This is a genomic window from Niallia taxi (assembly GCF_004005475.1).
Taxonomy (GTDB): Bacteria; Bacillota; Bacilli; order Bacillales; family Cytobacillaceae; genus Niallia; species Niallia taxi.
Window position 1 is genome coordinate 58,949 of sequence record NZ_RZTZ01000001.1, and the last position, 17,671, is coordinate 76,619.

The window sequence follows — 17,671 nt, forward strand, 5'->3', positions numbered from 1 at the left end:
GGAGTTATTCCTATGAAAGGATATGTTTATTTAACCATTTCCATCATTTCTGAGGTTTTTGCGACAACAATGCTTAAGATGGCAGAGGGCTTTACCGTGCTCCTCCCTTCCATCTGCGTCATTATTGGCTATGTACTCGCCTTTTATTTCATCTCAAAGGCACTGCAATCACTACCTTTAAGCCTATCTTATGCAATTTGGTCTGGGGTTGGGACAGCTGCAACAGCGTTGATTGGCGTCATTCTTTGGAAGGAACTAATTAACCCTGTCATGCTATGTGGTATTGTCCTCATTATCGGCGGTGTTTTTTTGTTAAATGGTGCGGAAAAAGGAGAAACAGCCAAAAAGCCGGCAAACTGAGTCTGGCTTCTCGGCTGTTTTACTTATTAATTAGCAGCTGGACTGTTTAAATGGAAAGCAATTTCCCGAATTCTTTTATCAATTTCGGCCTCTAGCTTCTCCCGCTCTGCTGTATAAGCATAAAAGGTATCACCTTGAAGCAGATGATCAGAGAGATTAAGCAAGCTGACTGCTTTTCGATTAAATTTATTGGCAACAGCAAGTGTTGCTGCCGTTTCCATATCAACCCCAATATTTCCATCAAGCGATCATTTAAGAACGAGCTTGGACGTTTCAAGAAAAGGCGTACTTGTAGATATGACACTCCCTGTTACATAGCTATAGTTCTTTTTCTCACAATACTCCATTGCTTTATTAACCAATTGCTCATCCGCTTTTACGACATTGTGTCCTGGTTTATAGTGCGAAGACACACCATCTTCCATTTTTGCTTCTGTCACAATAAAAATATCGCCATACTTAACAGCTTGTGACAAACCGCCAAAATATCCTGTCTGAATAAAACACTTCGTTCCAATAGAAGCAAATTGATGACAAATGGCAGCTGCCATTGGACTGCCATATACGTTAGCAAATCCTGTTAACACACCATTTTGTTTGCCTAATACTGTATTCCATTTAGGAAGCAGCATATCATCACTTAATTGCCCCTTCCATAATTTTAAATTTTCTGCGTGATTCCACTCGCCGTGAATAATAAAGGATTCTGGCACATCATTCCTCCCGATACCAATTGCATGCAGCCAGTCTTCCTTGGAAAACTCTCCGTACAGTTTCATATTCCTCCTCCGTTCTTTGTGACTTAGTTTTTTAACAAATGTCCTAATTTCACGAAAAAAGAACGCGCTTCTATTCCCATTTCACGTCTAATTTATCAGCATAAAAGCGTATTGCCTTCTGATAGTTTACTAGTTGTTCATCTGCAGTCGTATCCACCAAACAAGTTAACAGTAGCTTCATTGCTTGATTGTGCTCCTTAAGATTGTAGAGGGTCATCGCGTAAAATACTTGAAAGGCTTTATTTTCAGGGAAGCTCGCTATTCCCTGTAATAAGGTTTTTCGGGACTTCTCATACTCCCCTAATGTACGATATGTGCTGCCAAGTCCAAGTAACGCACCCTCCAATTCATCTATGTGCAATTTCAGCTCTATTGCTTTTTCATAATAGGTCACTGCTTTTCTTTCTTCCCCTAATAAATCAAAGCTCCATGCACATTGATAAAGGATAGAAGCATCCTTAGGGAATTGTTGCACCAAATCTAAAAGCAAGCTGTTCGATTTGGCATATTCTCCACATGCTCTTAAGTGCAAGGCTGCCGATAATTCTTTTTCCATCTAATCCCTCTTTCTAATAGGCTTTCATTACCATTCGACCATTTCAACCTATCCCCTTCTTTTACTTCCAAGAAATGAAAAACATTAGATTTTTTGATTATTTTTTATAAATTCCACCTAAACCACTTGGATTAGTTCATTTTTTTAAGTATAATGAATATACAATAATAAGAACACCAAATCAGAGTGCAAGTTTTCTTGATTTATAGACTATCCATTAGGAGGGATTACCGTGGTAAAACTTAATGAAGCAAAAAGAAGAATCATGATCCAAAAATTAGAGGTGTATGGCAACTATTCGTTTGATGCATTACACAGCTTTTCTCTTTCTGAATTGAACAAAAGATACCATGAGTGTATGGCAGCAATGCATCCTCATGATGGAACAGGCTCTATTAAATGGAAAAAACTGCGATAATTTTTATCATTAAACCAACTTTATAGGTATGAATAATTAGATTTAATATTGGATAACTAAATGAATATGCCGATCAGTCAGCCTGAAGGCCCTAATGTATAGAGTTTGCTATACTTAGGGCCTTTAATTTTTTTACTTGAAGGGTGGTGATAGATGCTTATCTGATTTATGTTCTTTACTTTCTATTAAAATCGCATTGGAGGATACATAATGTTTTCATTAAAAAAAGCATATTTTCTACTATCTGTCATTTTATTAACCTTAATCATTTCAGCATGCGGTGCTGCTTCGTCAACTAACGGGTCTGGAGACGGAGATGGCGAAATAACTGTAAATATCGGTGTACAGCAAAGCATTTGGCCAATCCTGCTTGCAAAGGAAAAGGGCTGGTTTGAGGAAGAGTTTGAGAAGGCTAGAGCTAAGGTCAAGTGGGTCGAATTCCAAAGCGGTCCATCCTACTTTGAATCCATTGCCTCTAATCGCCTTGACTTCGGTCGGGTTGGTAATATACCAGTACTGGCTGGTCAAGGCGGCGGCATAAAATTTGAAGAAATTGCCACAGCAAGCACTGGTGAGCTTGGCGATGCAATCATTGTCCCAAAGAATAGCTCTATTAAAACAGCACAGGATTTGAAAGGCAAAAAAATCGCGGTTGCAAAAGGAAGCAGCGCATATGGACTTTTATACAGATTGCTTGAAAAGGAAGGCATTAAACCAGCAGAACTAGAAATCATTCAGCTTCAGCCAGATGAAGCACAGCCTGCCTTTGAAACCGGCTCTGTTGATGCATGGGCCATTTGGGAACCCTATCAATCGGTTCAGGTCGTCAAAAACAAAGCGAAGGTAATCGCAACAGGCAAGGATATTGGCAGCTACAGCCCTGGCTTCCAAATTGTTCGCACCGAATTTGCGAAAGAGCATCCAGAGCTTGTAGAACTATATTTGAAAGTAACAGAAAAAGCGACAAGATGGCAAAATGAGCATAAAGACGAGGCAATAAAAATTTACGCAGACTTAAAAAACACAGATGAAGAAATTATCAGCAGGGTGCTTGAAAATTCCGTACCAGAAAATACACCTATCAGTGATGACATTATAAAGGAACAGCAAGCAACAGCTGACTTGCTGTTAGAGCAAGGCGGTTTAACAAAAAAATTGGAAGTAGCGGATGTTGTTAACAACACTTATATCGAGAAAGTGTTGAAGGAATACGATAACTAAAATAGAAATTGCCCCCCTATCATTTCATAGGGGGGATTGTTTTTTTTTATTTTTATCAAATAACACTTAAAACAGCAAGCAACGCCTTTAATAATCGAATTAGAGGTCCATATACAGCTAAAGAAAATAATATTCAGTAGGGAGCATGTGTTTACAGAAAAGCTCCTTTTTACGTGACTAAATGTTATAATATTTACAATTATTAGAAATAAACAACAAATAGAAAGGCTGATAAGAATGGCATATGTAATTCGAAAAATAAAACAAGAAGATATTATACAAGTTCAAGATGTAGCAAAAACGACTTGGAACGCTACTTATGAAGGAATAATCCCTGCAGAGGTACAAGAAAATTTCTTGAAATCAGCTTACAATGAGGACAGAATGAAGCAACGAATAGACAGCACTACTCTTTATGTAGCTGAGGTTGAAGATACAGTTGTCGGGTTTGCCAACTTTTCTCCAGTAAGAGAAAATGGTAAAGTGGAGTTAGGGGCTATTTATCTTTATCCAGAGCATCAAGGGAAAGGTATTGGTTCGGCATTGGTGAATGCGGGAATTAAGGATTTAGACGGTGTAAATGAAATTTATATAAATGTCGAAAAGGATAATAAGATCGGAAAGACCTTTTATGAAGCCAAGGGTTTTGAGGTTGTTAATGAGTTTGATGACGATTTTGATGGTCATATTCTAAAGACTGTAAGAATGGTATTAAAAGTTTAAAGCTCGCAAGATGCGAGCTTTTTTAGTGCAAATAGATAATATCCCTCCAAGTAAAATTGTTTTCTTGCAACCCTGAGGCTTATTCTTAAACAAAACCTGTTACTAAAAAAGAGACACGTTTTCCTTAGCCGCCTCTAATCCTAAATTGCTTCGCAGCGTGCCGCCAGCATATTCTGTTTTGAATAAACCTCTGTGCTGCAGCTCTGGAATTACGAATTCTACGAATTGGGACAAGCCCTCACTCATTTGCTGTGGCATAATGTTAAAGCCGTCTGCTGCTCCATTTTCAAACCATAACTGCAATTCATCCGCAATACTCTCAGGTGTACCAGCAATGGTGTAATGCCCTCTACCGCCAGCTAAACGTAATAAAAGCTGTCTGATTGTCAGGTTTTCCTTTTTCGCTAGATCACTGATCAATTTTGTCCTGCTTTGATGTCCCTTTATTGCCTCTATTTCAGGCAGCTCTGGGAATGGTCCATCTAACGGATAGGAAGTCAAGTCAAAGCCAACTCTGTTGGAAAGCTGTAATAGACTGTATGCAGGATTAGTGAAATTATGGAGCTCTGTCTCTTTTGCATTTGCCTCCTCCACCGTATTGGCAATAACAGGGCAAATGCCAGGCAGGATTAATACTTTTTCTGGGTCGCGGCCAAAGTCACGAACCCTGGATTTTAACTTTTTATAGAAGCTTTTCGCCTCTTCTAATGTTTGCTGTGCAGTAAACACGATTTCTGCATATTTTGCTGCGAAATCTATTCCATCCTTAGAGGACCCTGCTTGGACAATAACCGGTTTTCCTTGTGGAGATCGCGGACTGTTCAAGGGACCTTTTACAGAAAAGTAGCTGCCCTTATGGTTGATTTCATGGACCTTCTCACTTAACGCATACACCCCTGCCTCTTTATCCTTAACAAGTGAGTCTTCCTCCCAGCTGTCCCAAAGCTTATGTGTCACCTCTAAAAACTCAGTTGCTCTTTTATACCTTTCCTCATGTCCAGCAATCTCTTCAAGACTGAAGTTCCTTGCTTCCTCATCTGTTCCAGAAGTGATGACATTCCAGCCTGCCCTGCCATTGCTCAAATGGTCAAGAGAAGAGAAGCTTCTAGCGACATTAAAGGGCTCTGTAAAGGATGTTGAAACAGTTCCAATTAAACCGATGTTCTTTGTAACAGCTGCTAGTGCGGGCAAGAGGATGAGCGGCTCCATCCCTCCTCCTCCAAGCTCACCATACTGAACAGCTTTTTTCGAAACAGAATATCTGTTAGCCATAAAGATCGAATCAAATTTGGCTGCTTCTGCTTTTGCCGCAATTTCTTGGTAATAACTGAAATCTTGGACCCTTTCTACCTCGGAGGATGGATGCCTCCATGCCCCCTCATGATGGCCCATACTTGTTAAAAACAAATTCAAACGCATCTCTCTAGCAGAATGTTTAGCCATATAAATCTCCTCCTTTTTTCTTTTTATCCTTTAAAGCTGTCCTGCCATTTGAGCAGTCTTCTTTCAAAAAGCCTAACAAATGAATCAGACACTTTTCCAAATACAGCAAAGATTATAATTCCCACAAACACAACCGTCGTTTGGGAGAACTGTCTTGCATCGGTAATCAGGTACCCAATTCCTTCACTTGAACCCATAAGCTCTGCTGCTACTAATGCAAGCCATGCTGCACCTAGCGCAAGGCGAAGACCAAGCAGGATATTCGGCAATGCAGATGGGATAATTAAGTTTGTAATCTGTTTCCATTTGCTGTATTGCAAAACTTTAGCAACCTCAAACATCTTTCCGTCGACACTGCGAATGCCAAGAAAGGCATTTACATAAAGGGGGAAAAATGCGCCTTTTGCAATAAGGAGAATCTTTGAAACCTCTCCAAATCCGAACCACAATATAAACAGGGGAATTACTGCTAATGTCGGAATTGTACGCAGCATTTGCATCGTCGGATCAAGTGTATGTTCCATTTTGTTCGAAAATCCAACCGCCAGCCCTGCCAAAAGGCCAAGTGATCCGCCAATTAAAAATCCGCCAATCGCCCGCAGAAAGCTGACTTGAAAGTGATACAGCAGATTTCCATTCCTCAGTAAATCAATGAAGGCCATAAAGATTTCGCTTGGTCTTGGCAGCAGTGTTTCTGACACAAATCCATACATCCCGGCTGCCTCCCAAACAGCGATAAGAAGAGTTGGAAAAATGAAGCCTCTAAGGAAGATAATGAGCTTTGAATCAAGCTGCCTTTTTTTCTTCTTGCTTTTCTTCGTTTTTTTCACAAGTGTTTCTTCGTAAATTAGTTCGGTATTATTACTCAACGTGCACTCCCTCCAATCAGTTCATTATCCCTTTGCTCTGTTTTCTCAAATTCCTGCAATATTTGCTGACGGTATGCTTGAAAGGCCATGTCTGATTTCTTTCTTGGGTATGGCAAATTTACATCGACGATTCTTTGAATGGACCCTGGTCTGGCATTCATAATCACAACCCTATTACCTAAATAAATTGCTTCATCAAGGTCATGTGTAACAAAAAGCATTGTTGTTTTGTTTTCCTGCCATATATTTAATAGAGCATCCTGCATATGTGTTCTTGTGAAAGCATCTAAAGCACCGAATGGTTCATCCAGCAAAAGCACCTTTGGATTGCGCAGCAATGCCCTTGCGATTGCTGCTCTTTGGGCCATTCCACCAGAAAGCTCTCGCGGATACGATTTTGCAAAGCCGTCCAATTTCACTAGCTTAATTAACTCTCCCACCTGCTTTTTTACGTCCTTATTCTTTAAAGAGAAGTTTGCTGCAATATTCTTTTCAACCGTATGCCATGGAAACAGACGCGGTTCTTGAAAGATAAAGCCTTTATCAATGCTTGGACCCGCCACTTCCTCTCCATCAATAAGTACAGAGCCAGTTGTATCGATATCAAGGCCAGCGATTATCTTCAACAACGTGCTTTTTCCACATCCGCTTGGACCGATGATTGTGATGAACTCGCCTTTTTCAACCGTTAAATCAATATCCTTTAATGCATGTGTATCACCGTTTTTTGAGCTGAACCTTTTATTTAAATCATGGACTGCAAGTAATGACATTGACACTTCTCCCTTCTTTGTCCTCAATTGTTGAAATAAATATGTACAAAAAAAGACACGCGCTTCCATTAGCAATCGTGTCTTCTCCGGATGACCGGTCGAATGACTTTATGTTATTAGCCTTTTTTGGGATTGTCCGCTTGAATGCGGATTTTTTCTTCCCGTTCAATTTGAGCAATCTTTCCAGCATGGAGTGTGATTGTAACAGAACCGTACTCAATTTCCTTTAAAATCGAAATGATATATTTTTCATTTTCGAAAGTCACTTCTGCCATTTTAATAACCCCTTTACGAATTTTTTCCAATTCTTTTGCTAGATAAAAAAAGCCGCTTACTCCATTTATTTGGGTAGCGGCCTTCAGTTTTCTGATCAGCACTATTATTCTTTTATATTTTTCAAGCGCGCAAACTCAATTTCCAAATCTGTTAGAGTTAATTCATACAAATGCTGTTCGCCTTTTTTATAATGATTAGCTGCTATTAAAGAATCAATGATATAATGCTTTCGTCTATCAACCAACTCTCTTAATATACGAGACATTGTCATCTCCCCTTAGTAAACTAGTGTCGAATACTAATTAATCTAATCTTTTTACTTGGTTTTAGAACAAAATATAATTAATGATGAATTTTTTCCATATATCTCGCCTTGTAATCCACCGTATCTGGATATTTGATGCCAACACCTGTATTTAAGCAAACTACTCTTTCTTCCGTGCCAATCCAGCCTGATTCACGCAGTTTGTCTGCTGCGGCAACTGTTGCTGCGCCTTCTGGACATATGAACTGTCCCTCTGACTTTGCAATAAACTGCTGGGCATTTGTGATTTCTTCTTCTGACACTGCAATCGCACAGCCTTTCGTCTCATAGATTGCTTCTAAAACAAGAAAGTCGCCTAAAGCCTTGGGCACATTTATTCCAAATGCCTTCGTTTCGGAATTATCCCAAAAATCAGATTCCTTTTTCCCTTCTACATATGCTTTAACAATCGGTGCACAGCCTTCTGCCTGAACGGCGACTAAACGCGGGAATGGACCATTAATCCAGCCGAGCTCCTGCATTTCAAGAAAAGCCTTATATATACCGATTAATCCAACGCCGCCTCCAGTTGGATAAAGAATAACATCTGGAAGCTCCCAGCCAAATTGTTCAGCAATTTCATAGCCCATCGTCTTTTTACCTTCTATGCGATAAGGCTCCTTTAATGTAGATGCATCGAAATAACCGTTTTCTTTTATAAGCTGTGCGGTGATTTTTCCTGCATCACTAATTACTCCATCAACAAGGTATAATTTTCCCCCAGATATACTTACTTCCTTTCTCGTAATTTCAGGAGCATCTAATGGCATTACGACATGTGCACGAATACCAGCTTTAGCAGAATAAAGGGACCATGCTGCGCCTGCATTGCCATTTGTCGGCATTGCCAGCTCCTTTACACCAAGCTCCATTGCTTTCGAAACTCCGACTGCAGCGCCTCTTGCTTTAAAGGAGCCTGTTGGTACAAGTCCTTCATCCTTTAAATAAAGCTTGTAGAGCTGTAATTCCTCTCCTGCTCTTTCTAGTGCTAGCAGTGGCGTCATCCCTTCTCCTAGTGTTTTAACATTCTTTTCATTAAGCACTGGTAGGACCTCATGGTATCTCCATAGAGAATTTTCTCTGCTTTGTAAATCTTCCTTATGAATGTCATTTTTTAATGATTGTAAGTCATAACGCGCAAGCAATGGCGAGCCACAGCTACATAGTTGCTGTATTTCTTCGGCTGAATATTGTTTGCTGCATTTCGGGCATTCTAGATTGTTTATGTAGCTATATCTCATGCTAACCTCCAAAATCAATTTATTTAAGATGAAAAAAAAAGACCAACAAAATACAGGCCGGAATGGGCTCGTAATTCGCTGAATCTCTAGTGATCTAGTCGATTCTTTTCAATATTTTGCAATATCTGATAAACCTATGTTAACAGCATCTAAAAGTTGTTGTCAATCATTTTTTAGGGTATTCTGATTGATTTACTTGGAATAATAGTTTAGTCCCATTATTCCGCCTGTATTTTTTCCGTTAGCTTCCTGTTAGGATAGACTGACGTAACATAATGATAAAATAATCCAGTAACTGATTGGGTAAATAAAAAGATTGGAAAGGCAAAAGGTAAGCTATAATTATGCTGATATGTAATAATATGCAGGATGGTGAACAGCCATTGTGCAAAAACTCCGAAAACAGCCCAGCCTGCTACATAATATCCAAATGTCCTTTTGCGTATTTTCAGCACTTCATAAAAATACATAAAGGCATAACCAAAAGGACCGTATAACGCATAATATACCAGGTCGAACAGCTCATAATGGTTTGTGTCATTTTCGCGGTATAAATCCAGTAATCCTCCCCCTATCGTAAAGTCGTACACGATACCTGTTGAAATTCCCCATAATAAACTCATACATGTTATTTCCCTGCGAAGCTTTTTTGGCGAAAACACAACGAACAAGTACGCGGCAACAGTAAAAATCAATAAGGAAATTTCATTAATATCAAATTTTCCGATCCAAATCATCGTGTCAGCACCTCGTTTTCCTTTTCTACTATGTATGTTTGATACCATTTATGTATCAAATGCCCGAAAATATGCAGTGCAACATAGTAAAAAAAATCATACAGTATGGACCAATCTTTAACTGTTGTCACCTTTAAATAGTGACTAATACTAGTCACAGCTAAAATAACCAAAGATGAAACAATGATATGTGTAAGCTTTTTGAGTAGTGAAGCATCTGTACGCCCAAAATTTAAAGAAATTAAGACAATTAGCGGAATAACAATACTCCTTTTTATTAAATAAGCGACAAAATTCCAAGTATCATGGGAATAGGTAATGAAACCAAGCTCCTCATAAATAAGCCATGTCCAATTTAGGTTAACGATTAACACACATAAAAACAAAACGGTGTTTTCTACGACACTAAACTTCTTTTTTTGTACAAAAAAACAAATGATGGAAATCCAGCCAATAAAAAAGTAAACTGCAAACGCCATTTTAACCTCCAGTGACTTTTTTTTCTATTATTTCCTTTAAAAGTGCACATTATTATACGTTTTTTACCATTTGGCTCGTCTTTTTTTTTAGGACTACACGAATGCCTTACCGTTTTTTCAAATACTTCATTTAATAATATAAAGTACATTTATCATGAAGAAGCGAGGTGTAAAAATGAGGGAGCAGGAACTGCACATTTTTCTTCACATCCCAAAAACCGGTGGATCTACCTTAAACTCTATTTTCACAAGACAATTTTCAGCACAGGAATTGTACGACCATGAGCTTTTTCAAAATAAAATTATTCCGCTTGCCGACTTAACTTCCGAGGACAAGAACCAGATTCATGCGATTGCAGGGCATCTTCTGTATGGAGCTCATGAACAATTTACAAAACCGTATCATTATTTCACGATGCTGCGCCATCCAGTCGACAGAGTTCTTTCGTTATATTCTTATTTAAAAAACTACCCTGGCTATGAACGCTTGCAAAACATGAGCTTAGAGGAATATGTTCGGACAGAACCAGAGGCTCAAAATGGCCAAACTCTCCTTTTATGTGGAACCCCCATTCAATATGATGTCAGCCTTGCGAAACAACGGCTAGAGACATTTGATGTTGTTGGCATTACAGAACGATTCGATGAATCCTTGTATTTGCTCAAATCTGTCTTTGGTTGGACAGAAATTCATTATGAGAAGGTTAACATCACAAAAACAAAGTTAAAGCGTGCGGATGTACCCTTGGAAACAATTAAGCTGATTGAAGAGTATAACAAGCTCGATTTAGAGCTGTATCAATTCGCTAAAGAGCTTCTCCAAAAAAGGCTAACCAACTTGCCAAATCGAGAAAAAAAGGCCATGAAAAGCTTCGTGCAAAAACAAAAAAGCATGAACAAGCAAAGTAAAAATGCAAAGCTTAATTAATCTAGCTTTGCTTTTTTACGTTTCAGAAATTTGTCTAAATTTATATTGGAAGCATAATATGTTATTTACTGACCGAGCTCCCTTGGACTGAAGTCTTCACTAGAACAATAAAGTATAACAGGATTGGCAGCATAAACTGCAGGGGCATACTTAATAAATAATGTATTACTCGAAGTCCTTCATATACGTGGTCAGCAAAATATCTGCTAATAAATATAGAGTAGACAGAGATTATAAATATCATTGGCATAACAAAATATCGATACGGAAGCTTAAAGATATATTCAAGCCCTTTTAAGCCGCCATATATAAAAACCGAGCTTTTTACAAGGACGCCTAGCATGATCATAAACACAGAAATAACATCTATTCTCTCAATAAATTCGCCGATGGAGACAAGCCTTGTCGCAGATAGAAGCGGAAAGTTGGCACGCAGGGCAATATTACTTCCTAAAGACGTCGTAATCAATAAGCTTGTTAATGTTAAAAAAAGCCCGGAAGAAACTACAGAAACAAGATAGGTCAACCTGCTATCCTTGAAATTTCTTACTAATGGCAGAATACACATGAAAACGACCATTTCTCCATAAGGTCTTGCCACTTCGTACGGAAACATGCTTTTAATAAAGATTCCTACACCTCGCCCCATTACCGGCTGGATATTTTCCAGAGAAATACTTCTGCTTCCATACAAGAAGATGATCAATAACAATAAAAAGAAAATGGAATAAGGTGTCAACACCTCTGTGGTCCGCCCAAGCACTTCTATACCAAGATATAATATATAGCCGAGCAAAACGGTTAATGTTAAGGAAATAAATTCAATTGGAGTTACTGGTAATATTGCTGCTGAAGTTAACTCACTAAAATCTCTTACAATGCGGGCAGCAATATAAAAAAAATAAACAGCATATATGAAACTGATAATAATAGCAACAGGCCTGCCAAAGCAATACTCTAAAATTTGATACAAATTTTTGTCTGGCAGCATATCAATAATTTTAAAATAAAAAAACGCAACGATAACGCCTAGAAAAGTAGACAATAGGATAACAAGCCAGCTGTCTTCTCTTGCCTCTAAGCCAATCCCAAAAACTAAAGAGCTTCCTAAGTTAAAGGCTAATATTAATGCAAATAATTGTGTTAAAGAAATTCTTTCTGTTAACATAGCTGCTGCTTCCCTCTTTTCCCTACAATCCTCAATCAGCAGAAAGTAATCATGCCTATATTTCCCATTATTATGTGTGAATATGTATGGGGATGGAGAGCAATTTTAAAGGACTGGAAAAAGCCCCTTTCATGCTTTAGAAAGGGGCTTCATTTCAGTATGGAGCAAGAACAGTATGTAATTCACGCAGGTTATCTATTACCTTATCAGCTTGAACAAGCTCCTTTTCCTTCGCAAAGTCAAAATTACAGCCGATTGCAAGCAAGTCATTCGCTTTTGCTGCTTGTATATCTGACAAACGGTCACCAACCACAGCGCCCGAGGATATGTTATATTTATCTACTACTAATTTCACTAAGTCAGCTTTATCCAATGTATCGATTTGCGCTATACTAAATGTTTCTGTTACCCATTTATCTAACGTGTAATACTTCACAATTGCCTTTAAATAGGTGGGCAGACCATTGCTTGCAATGAAAATAGAGTAGCCGTTTTCCTTCAATAAAGGAAGTATTTCTGTTACATATGGATATAGTGCTCCTTTACCATTGCGGATATTTCCGACCAATCTTTCCAAAAAATAAGCATCTGTTTCCGCACGGACTTCCTTGCTATGTTGAGGTAATAAAGCTTCCCATACTTGTGGAAGCGGTATCCCCATAATATCCCTGTATTTCTCTATTGGTGTTTTTTCATTCCATAGATTTTTATCCCTTAAACGTTGAAAAGCATCCTCTAGTGATAATTCGAGAATAGTATTTGTTTGGAACAACGTCCCATCCATGTCAAAAATAATGGCATTTAGCATTTAAACGCTCCTTTTTTAAAAGGCTATTAATCAGAGAGACGGAGGGGATTTTAAAGTATTTTATCAGTGCTAGTATTACTTAAGTGGGCTGCCGGATATTATATGCCAATGGAGATGCTTCGAATCTTGATATTTCCCTAAGTTTGTAATGACACGGCATGCTCCGTATTCCTCTGTCACCATTTTTGCAGTTGATTGAATAACAGTCATCAATTCCAGCAATAAGGGATGATCACTTTCCTCTAATGATAGCAGGGAGGAAATATGTTTTTCGGAATTGCAACAATATGAACTGGATAAAAAGGATTTGTATGATAATATGCCAACACATTGTCTGTTTCTAACACTTTCTTCACAATCGTTTTGCCACTCAGTACTTCCTCACAATAAAAATCCTCTATCATCTTTTCAACCCCGCCTTCTTCAAATTTAACTAGTTTACGAGATGAATATTTTTGATTGGCCAATAAACAATATTTGTAGTGCCGACAACCTTATTTGCTGGAACAAAGCCAATAACCCGGCTGTCTGTGCTATTCCTTCTATTGTCACCAAGGACAAAAAAGGTGTTTTTTGGAACACGCTCATATCCTAACAAATTTGTTAATGTAAAGTTTTCCGTTAATAGCACACCACTCCTGTATAACTTCCGCAGTTCCTGTTTGTTATTTTCCAAATATGGTTCTTCATATGCTTTGCCATTTATATAAAGTGTATCGTTTTTATACGCTATTTTATCGCCAGGCAAGCCAATCACTCTTTTTATATAATCCTCCTTTTCATTTGCGTGGAATACAATGATATCAAACCGTTTAACCGTTCCCACCTTCGTTACAATCATCCTGTCTCCATTATCTAAAGAAGACTTCATTGATTCACCGTCCACAATTATCGGAACAAAGATGAATAACCGGATAACCAGTACTGCAGCAATAGCAAACATGACTGATTTAAGCCATTCGTAGTTTTCATTGTTCAGCAAATTTTTCAACCTATCACTACCTTTTATTCTTCTATTTACACCTAATATCGTACCATTTAATGGCATTAAATTGAACTAATAAAATACTACTGTAAAGGAAATAATACACTTGTTGGCTACAGGAGGTATGATAATGAAAAACTGGAAAATGTATGTATTATTATTTGGACCAATGTTAACATTTTTTCTGTTTGGAGCAAAATCCTTTAGACGCTTTTTACCAACTGGTATGTTCAGCTCTCTTCTTATCACGCTAATCAGCGAGTTCTCTAAAACCTATAAGTGGTGGAAGGTCAAAAACCCAATTGTTCCAGGTATCGCCACAGATATCACCTTTGTTTTTGGCCTTTTTTTTACATTGAATTTATGGATCTTTAAATTAACTTATGAAAAACTTTGGCTTTATATTATCACCAATATATTTGCAGACTATTTATTTGCGTACCCGCTTTCAGCACTTGCTCAAAAATTTAAGATATATAAACTGGTCAACTTGAAAAAAAGCCAGCTATTTGGACTGAGCTTAATTGTCGCTGCACTGAACTATGTATTTCACCGCTTTATTGTCGAGAAAGGAAAAAAGCAGATAAACTAGGCGCTCATCTGCAATCATTAAAGGGGAAGGTAGAAATTATTAATTTTCTCTCCCTGTTTTTCTTATTGATACTTAAAAAGGGATAACTTAATGGACTATCATTAGTCGGCAATTTTCAGACAGCTTATAGATAAAAAGGGTTTTGCCGACTTCAATTTATCCGTTTTAAGGATCCTACTTCCGAAGTTTTCTTAAAGCTTGGTTTTTAAACATAGTGAAATAGAGCTAAGAACGATTTAGACCCCCGAGTGCGACTGTGCGGAACACCAGAGTGCAATAAAACGAACTAATTTTACGCTGACTATAATCCCAATTTCCTCTGTTTTTAAGATTAGGACAAATTATTTATTATTCACGTTTGCTGTGTTTGCAATAAAAGCCTTGAATCAGAAAAGATCCGAAATAGCGACTAATCTCCGTAAAACCACACTCATAAAGGAGTTCTACCATTTGCTGATCTGAAATGACCTCTGTGCCCTTTCCCAAGCTTTGGGCAAATTCTAAAAATTCCTGCTCTGATACACCGTTTCCACACATATATTGCTTCCAAGCAGCCATTTGGATTTCAAAGGATGTACTCTTTAAATCTCCAAAAATAGCCGCAACCAAAAGGGGTGCATCTGGATTTAAGTGTTTGGCAATGTTTTTTAGAAACTTACGTTTATTATCGATTCCTTTAATAAAATGAAGAACAAGTAAACAGGTTGCACCATCAAACCGTTGACTGCTTGAAAACTGTTGCCATTCTTGCTGCCAAAAACAAATGGGCTTATTTAATTCCGCTGTTCTGCTTTTAGCAAGCTCAAGCATAGGCTTCGAGGAATCCACTGCCGTAAATGACCACTTAGAATCGCCTCCTAAAGCTAACAGCTCCTGGCCCCCTCCTGCACCAACAATTAAGATTGATTTTTCCTCCTCCTTATTTACTGACACTGACATTAGTTTGCTTGTTAGGTCATATAAAGAGGAGTATCCTGCTATTTTTTTCGATATTTTCTGTTCATATGTAATGACATTTGGGTCATGCCAGCTTTGTGCTAACCTATTTTCCATTAAATTTCCCTCCTAAACTCAACAAGAGTTTTTTTTATTTACCTTCTGTTCAATTATGATTACAATAAATGATATTAATAATCATTTTCAGTTTAAAATGTATTCCTATCGAATGTAATCCCAAATTAGTGGGATATGAACTATTTAACTAGAAAGGAGGGGTTTAATGACAACGATTTTTTCATCAGAGACAAACTCTATTCAAGAATTTTTGCAAAAGTGCCTTGCTGACTTAAAAAGGAGGGTTTACTTTGACGCAGCGTGTTTTACGACTGTTGATACGGAAACATTGCTTTCGACTGGCGCTTATACCGATGACCGAATAGAAAAAATTCATCCTTTTTTGTTTGAAAATGAATATTTAAAGCAGGATTATAATCATTTTGAAGATCTTTTAACAACAGCTACCCATATTGCTTCATTAAGCAACGCGACAAATGGTGTGCTTCAACAGAGTGATCGATTCCGCGAGATTCTTTCTCCTGCAGGTTTTGCTGATGAATTACGTGCAGTCATTATTCATAAAGGTAAATGCTATGGATTTTTGACATTGCTTCGCACGATAAATAAAACACCCTTTACCAACATGGATATAGAGATGCTTGCTTCCCTTCTGTCACCTATCGCTTTTAATCTTTATAAGCTTCTTGCCTACCCCCAAAAGCTTGACAGTGACGTTAATTGGGCGAAAAGCGTTATTCTTCTGGATGAGGATTTTCACATTACCTCAGCAAACAAAGAAGGATTTTTATTGGCCGACATGCTGCGGAAAGCTGAAAACATTAAAGCAAATGTATTACCACGTCCTCTTCGAGCTGTCTGCATGAAAGCAAAGGCATTGATAACAAACAATACAGAGGAAATGGAAGCAAAGATATGTTTGCATCCTTCTGCTGGTGAATTCCTGACAATTCATGCGACAGTATTGCAATCAGACAAACAGCAATATGCGGTTTCCTGTCAACAAACAACACCACAGGAAATTCTAATTAAAACATCAGGCTATTATGGGCTTTCAGATAGGGAAAAACAACTAATATTCCATCTACTTCATGGTGATTCCACTAAAGAAATAGCAGCTGCGCTTTTTATTTCACCACATACTGTGCAGGATCATTTGAAATCGATTTTCGTAAAAACGGGTACGGCGACTAGAGGCGAATTAATATGGGTTCTACTTAATAAGTATAATTTCTCCATATAAAAAAAGACTTCACAATTGTGAGGTCTTTTTTTAAGAGAGCTTTTAAACAGTCATTTTCCAGTTTGAAAAAGCCAACCAATTTTCTTTTTGTTTATAATCTGGCATTATTTTTCCTACAAGACGCCAAAACGAGCGATCATGGTTTAAATGGACCATGTGACACATTTCGTGAATTACTACATAATCAATCACATCGCGGGGTGCCATGGCCAGCTTCCAATTGAAGGTCAAGCGCAGGTTGGAGTCACAGGTCCCCCAGTTTGTTTTACTATCTGTAATTCGTACAGAACGGGGTTTCGTTTTAAAATTACTTTGATAAATAGAAATGCTCTTCTCCACTAAGGCCTTACACTGCTGATAATAAAACCGCCTCAATGCTTGTTTGCTCTTTTCCTCATTTAACTGTGTCACATATATATACAGTATTTCTTGTTCAAATACAACATAATCCTGACTAATAGTAGCATCTTGGACGATTTTTATAGGATATGATTTGCCTAAATAAAGAAAGCTTTCATTATTTTCATAGAGCTTTTCTTGTGGGCCATTCATTCTAGCCTTTATTTCTGCCAATTTTTCCTGGATAAGTTCCCATCTGTTCTCTAATGCTTGAAGTACTTTTTCATCAGGTGTCTTTTTCGGCGCTTGAACTTCAATTTCCCCATAGCTGTTCATTGTTATCCCGATAGAAGTTCGGTTTTTGTATTTCACCTCATACTTTATAGTCGAACCTGAGTAAGTATGTAACATTTCT

23 protein-coding genes and 1 pseudogene are annotated in these 17,671 nt (G+C 37.9%); 7 read left to right on the plus strand and 17 right to left on the minus strand.

Annotation, left to right across the window (positions count from 1 at the left end; all coding sequences use genetic code 11):
• The first annotated feature begins 12 nt into the window (after positions 1–12).
• Positions 13–360, plus strand: a complete 348-nt coding sequence (locus EM808_RS00350; protein ID WP_127734345.1) for a DMT family transporter — start codon at positions 13–15, stop codon at positions 358–360.
• A 26-nt stretch (positions 361–386) separates the two neighbouring features.
• Here EM808_RS00350 and EM808_RS29035 read toward each other — a convergent pair whose 3' ends face one another.
• The 3 genes from EM808_RS29035 to EM808_RS00360 all read right to left on the minus strand — a co-directional run bounded on the left by EM808_RS29035 (position 387) and on the right by EM808_RS00360 (position 1,695).
• On the minus strand, positions 387–581 hold the full coding sequence (locus EM808_RS29035; RefSeq protein WP_235856538.1) for a hypothetical protein: 195 nt from the start codon (positions 579–581) through the stop codon (positions 387–389).
• 27 nt (positions 582–608) lie between these two features.
• Positions 609–1,139 carry a phosphorylase family protein gene (locus EM808_RS00355; RefSeq protein ID WP_235856541.1) on the minus strand — a complete coding sequence of 177 codons (531 nt, stop codon included), beginning with the start codon at positions 1,137–1,139 and terminating at the stop codon, positions 609–611.
• A 70-nt stretch (positions 1,140–1,209) separates the two neighbouring features.
• Positions 1,210–1,695 carry a tetratricopeptide repeat protein gene (locus EM808_RS00360; protein ID WP_127734347.1) on the minus strand — a complete coding sequence of 162 codons (486 nt, stop codon included), beginning with the start codon at positions 1,693–1,695 and terminating at the stop codon, positions 1,210–1,212.
• A 232-nt stretch (positions 1,696–1,927) separates the two neighbouring features.
• Between EM808_RS00360 and EM808_RS00365 the strand changes: the two genes are divergently transcribed.
• The 3 genes from EM808_RS00365 to EM808_RS00375 all read left to right on the plus strand — a co-directional run bounded on the left by EM808_RS00365 (position 1,928) and on the right by EM808_RS00375 (position 4,057).
• Complete coding sequence (locus EM808_RS00365; RefSeq protein ID WP_127734349.1) at positions 1,928–2,113, plus strand: hypothetical protein; 186 nt, start codon at positions 1,928–1,930, stop codon at positions 2,111–2,113.
• A gap of 210 nt (positions 2,114–2,323) precedes the next feature.
• On the plus strand, positions 2,324–3,334 hold the full coding sequence (locus EM808_RS00370; RefSeq protein WP_127734351.1) for an aliphatic sulfonate ABC transporter substrate-binding protein: 1,011 nt from the start codon (positions 2,324–2,326) through the stop codon (positions 3,332–3,334).
• Positions 3,335–3,571: 237 nt separating this feature from the next.
• Positions 3,572–4,057, plus strand: a complete 486-nt coding sequence (locus tag EM808_RS00375) for a GNAT family N-acetyltransferase (protein WP_127734353.1) — start codon at positions 3,572–3,574, stop codon at positions 4,055–4,057.
• 102 nt (positions 4,058–4,159) lie between these two features.
• Here the strand turns inward: EM808_RS00375 and EM808_RS00380 are convergent, their stop codons facing one another.
• From EM808_RS00380 to EM808_RS00415, 8 genes are all read right to left on the minus strand, one after another.
• Complete coding sequence (locus EM808_RS00380) at positions 4,160–5,500, minus strand: LLM class flavin-dependent oxidoreductase (RefSeq protein ID WP_127734355.1); 1,341 nt, start codon at positions 5,498–5,500, stop codon at positions 4,160–4,162.
• Positions 5,501–5,523: 23 nt separating this feature from the next.
• Complete coding sequence (locus EM808_RS00385; protein ID WP_412973734.1) at positions 5,524–6,369, minus strand: ABC transporter permease; 846 nt, start codon at positions 6,367–6,369, stop codon at positions 5,524–5,526.
• Entirely contained in the window at positions 6,366–7,142 is a 777-nt protein-coding gene (locus EM808_RS00390; protein WP_127734357.1) for an ABC transporter ATP-binding protein, read from the minus strand. The genes EM808_RS00385 and EM808_RS00390 overlap by 4 nt, the downstream gene beginning before the upstream one ends.
• Positions 7,143–7,258: 116 nt before the next feature.
• The gene (locus EM808_RS00395) at positions 7,259–7,417 is read right to left on the minus strand and encodes a YezD family protein (RefSeq protein ID WP_127734359.1); all 159 of its coding nucleotides are present in this window, start codon (positions 7,415–7,417) and stop codon (positions 7,259–7,261) included.
• A gap of 104 nt (positions 7,418–7,521) precedes the next feature.
• Positions 7,522–7,683, minus strand: a complete 162-nt coding sequence (locus EM808_RS00400) for a Fur-regulated basic protein FbpA (RefSeq protein WP_127734361.1) — start codon at positions 7,681–7,683, stop codon at positions 7,522–7,524.
• Positions 7,684–7,760: 77 nt separating this feature from the next.
• Positions 7,761–8,963 carry a threonine synthase gene (locus EM808_RS00405; protein ID WP_127734363.1) on the minus strand — a complete coding sequence of 401 codons (1,203 nt, stop codon included), beginning with the start codon at positions 8,961–8,963 and terminating at the stop codon, positions 7,761–7,763.
• A 218-nt stretch (positions 8,964–9,181) separates the two neighbouring features.
• Entirely contained in the window at positions 9,182–9,700 is a 519-nt protein-coding gene (locus EM808_RS00410; protein WP_182102933.1) for a hypothetical protein, read from the minus strand.
• Entirely contained in the window at positions 9,697–10,179 is a 483-nt protein-coding gene (locus EM808_RS00415) for a hypothetical protein (RefSeq protein WP_127734365.1), read from the minus strand. Before EM808_RS00415 ends, EM808_RS00410 begins: the two co-directional genes overlap by 4 nt.
• A gap of 175 nt (positions 10,180–10,354) precedes the next feature.
• Here EM808_RS00415 and EM808_RS00420 point away from each other — a divergent pair, with 175 nt between their 5' ends.
• Entirely contained in the window at positions 10,355–11,107 is a 753-nt protein-coding gene (locus EM808_RS00420; protein ID WP_164849544.1) for a sulfotransferase family 2 domain-containing protein, read from the plus strand.
• A 61-nt stretch (positions 11,108–11,168) separates the two neighbouring features.
• Here the strand turns inward: EM808_RS00420 and EM808_RS00425 are convergent, their stop codons facing one another.
• The 4 genes and pseudogenes from EM808_RS00425 to lepB all read right to left on the minus strand — a co-directional run bounded on the left by EM808_RS00425 (position 11,169) and on the right by lepB (position 14,074).
• Positions 11,169–12,275: a GerAB/ArcD/ProY family transporter gene (locus EM808_RS00425; RefSeq protein WP_127734369.1), complete on the minus strand. Its 1,107-nt coding sequence runs from the start codon at positions 12,273–12,275 to the stop codon at positions 11,169–11,171.
• A 154-nt stretch (positions 12,276–12,429) separates the two neighbouring features.
• Complete coding sequence (locus EM808_RS00430) at positions 12,430–13,083, minus strand: HAD family hydrolase (protein WP_127734371.1); 654 nt, start codon at positions 13,081–13,083, stop codon at positions 12,430–12,432.
• A 75-nt stretch (positions 13,084–13,158) separates the two neighbouring features.
• A pseudogene (locus EM808_RS00435) lies at positions 13,159–13,487 on the minus strand (HIT domain-containing protein).
• Between the two features lie 29 nt (positions 13,488–13,516).
• Positions 13,517–14,074, minus strand: a complete 558-nt coding sequence (lepB, locus tag EM808_RS00440) for a signal peptidase I (protein ID WP_225314790.1) — start codon at positions 14,072–14,074, stop codon at positions 13,517–13,519.
• A gap of 124 nt (positions 14,075–14,198) precedes the next feature.
• On the opposite strand from lepB, the gene EM808_RS00445 reads away from it, so the two are divergent.
• Complete coding sequence (locus tag EM808_RS00445) at positions 14,199–14,660, plus strand: hypothetical protein (protein WP_225314791.1); 462 nt, start codon at positions 14,199–14,201, stop codon at positions 14,658–14,660.
• A 348-nt stretch (positions 14,661–15,008) separates the two neighbouring features.
• Here EM808_RS00445 and EM808_RS00450 read toward each other — a convergent pair whose 3' ends face one another.
• On the minus strand, positions 15,009–15,713 hold the full coding sequence (locus EM808_RS00450; RefSeq protein WP_127734378.1) for a class I SAM-dependent methyltransferase: 705 nt from the start codon (positions 15,711–15,713) through the stop codon (positions 15,009–15,011).
• A 166-nt stretch (positions 15,714–15,879) separates the two neighbouring features.
• Here EM808_RS00450 and EM808_RS00455 point away from each other — a divergent pair, with 166 nt between their 5' ends.
• The gene (locus EM808_RS00455; RefSeq protein WP_127734380.1) at positions 15,880–16,917 is read left to right on the plus strand and encodes a helix-turn-helix transcriptional regulator; all 1,038 of its coding nucleotides are present in this window, start codon (positions 15,880–15,882) and stop codon (positions 16,915–16,917) included.
• Between the two features lie 42 nt (positions 16,918–16,959).
• Here the strand turns inward: EM808_RS00455 and EM808_RS00460 are convergent, their stop codons facing one another.
• A complete protein-coding gene (locus EM808_RS00460) occupies positions 16,960–17,667 on the minus strand; it encodes a M48 family metallopeptidase (RefSeq protein ID WP_127734382.1) in 708 nt (235 codons plus the stop codon).
• Positions 17,668–17,671: the final 4 nt, after the last annotated feature.

What these genes read in the sequence shown, in the direction of transcription:
- EM808_RS00350 (WP_127734345.1), top strand. Translation starts at nt 13, where the DNA reads ATGAAAGGATATGTTTATTTAACCATTTCCATCATTTCTGAGGTTTTT.
- EM808_RS29035 (WP_235856538.1), bottom strand. Translation starts at nt 581, where the DNA reads ATGGAAACGGCAGCAACACTTGCTGTTGCCAATAAATTTAATCGAAAA.
- EM808_RS00355 (WP_235856541.1), bottom strand. Translation starts at nt 1,139, where the DNA reads ATGAAACTGTACGGAGAGTTTTCCAAGGAAGACTGGCTGCATGCAATT.
- EM808_RS00360 (WP_127734347.1), bottom strand. Translation starts at nt 1,695, where the DNA reads ATGGAAAAAGAATTATCGGCAGCCTTGCACTTAAGAGCATGTGGAGAA.
- EM808_RS00370 (WP_127734351.1), top strand. Translation starts at nt 2,324, where the DNA reads ATGTTTTCATTAAAAAAAGCATATTTTCTACTATCTGTCATTTTATTA.
- EM808_RS00375 (WP_127734353.1), top strand. Translation starts at nt 3,572, where the DNA reads ATGGCATATGTAATTCGAAAAATAAAACAAGAAGATATTATACAAGTT.
- EM808_RS00380 (WP_127734355.1), bottom strand. Translation starts at nt 5,500, where the DNA reads ATGGCTAAACATTCTGCTAGAGAGATGCGTTTGAATTTGTTTTTAACA.
- EM808_RS00390 (WP_127734357.1), bottom strand. Translation starts at nt 7,142, where the DNA reads ATGTCATTACTTGCAGTCCATGATTTAAATAAAAGGTTCAGCTCAAAA.
- EM808_RS00395 (WP_127734359.1), bottom strand. Translation starts at nt 7,417, where the DNA reads ATGGCAGAAGTGACTTTCGAAAATGAAAAATATATCATTTCGATTTTA.
- EM808_RS00400 (WP_127734361.1), bottom strand. Translation starts at nt 7,683, where the DNA reads ATGTCTCGTATATTAAGAGAGTTGGTTGATAGACGAAAGCATTATATC.
- EM808_RS00405 (WP_127734363.1), bottom strand. Translation starts at nt 8,963, where the DNA reads ATGAGATATAGCTACATAAACAATCTAGAATGCCCGAAATGCAGCAAA.
- EM808_RS00410 (WP_182102933.1), bottom strand. Translation starts at nt 9,700, where the DNA reads ATGATTTGGATCGGAAAATTTGATATTAATGAAATTTCCTTATTGATT.
- EM808_RS00415 (WP_127734365.1), bottom strand. Translation starts at nt 10,179, where the DNA reads ATGGCGTTTGCAGTTTACTTTTTTATTGGCTGGATTTCCATCATTTGT.
- EM808_RS00420 (WP_164849544.1), top strand. Translation starts at nt 10,355, where the DNA reads ATGAGGGAGCAGGAACTGCACATTTTTCTTCACATCCCAAAAACCGGT.
- EM808_RS00425 (WP_127734369.1), bottom strand. Translation starts at nt 12,275, where the DNA reads ATGTTAACAGAAAGAATTTCTTTAACACAATTATTTGCATTAATATTA.
- EM808_RS00430 (WP_127734371.1), bottom strand. Translation starts at nt 13,083, where the DNA reads ATGCTAAATGCCATTATTTTTGACATGGATGGGACGTTGTTCCAAACA.
- EM808_RS00445 (WP_225314791.1), top strand. Translation starts at nt 14,199, where the DNA reads ATGAAAAACTGGAAAATGTATGTATTATTATTTGGACCAATGTTAACA.
- EM808_RS00450 (WP_127734378.1), bottom strand. Translation starts at nt 15,713, where the DNA reads ATGGAAAATAGGTTAGCACAAAGCTGGCATGACCCAAATGTCATTACA.
- EM808_RS00455 (WP_127734380.1), top strand. Translation starts at nt 15,880, where the DNA reads ATGACAACGATTTTTTCATCAGAGACAAACTCTATTCAAGAATTTTTG.
- EM808_RS00460 (WP_127734382.1), bottom strand. Translation starts at nt 17,667, where the DNA reads ATGTTACATACTTACTCAGGTTCGACTATAAAGTATGAGGTGAAATAC.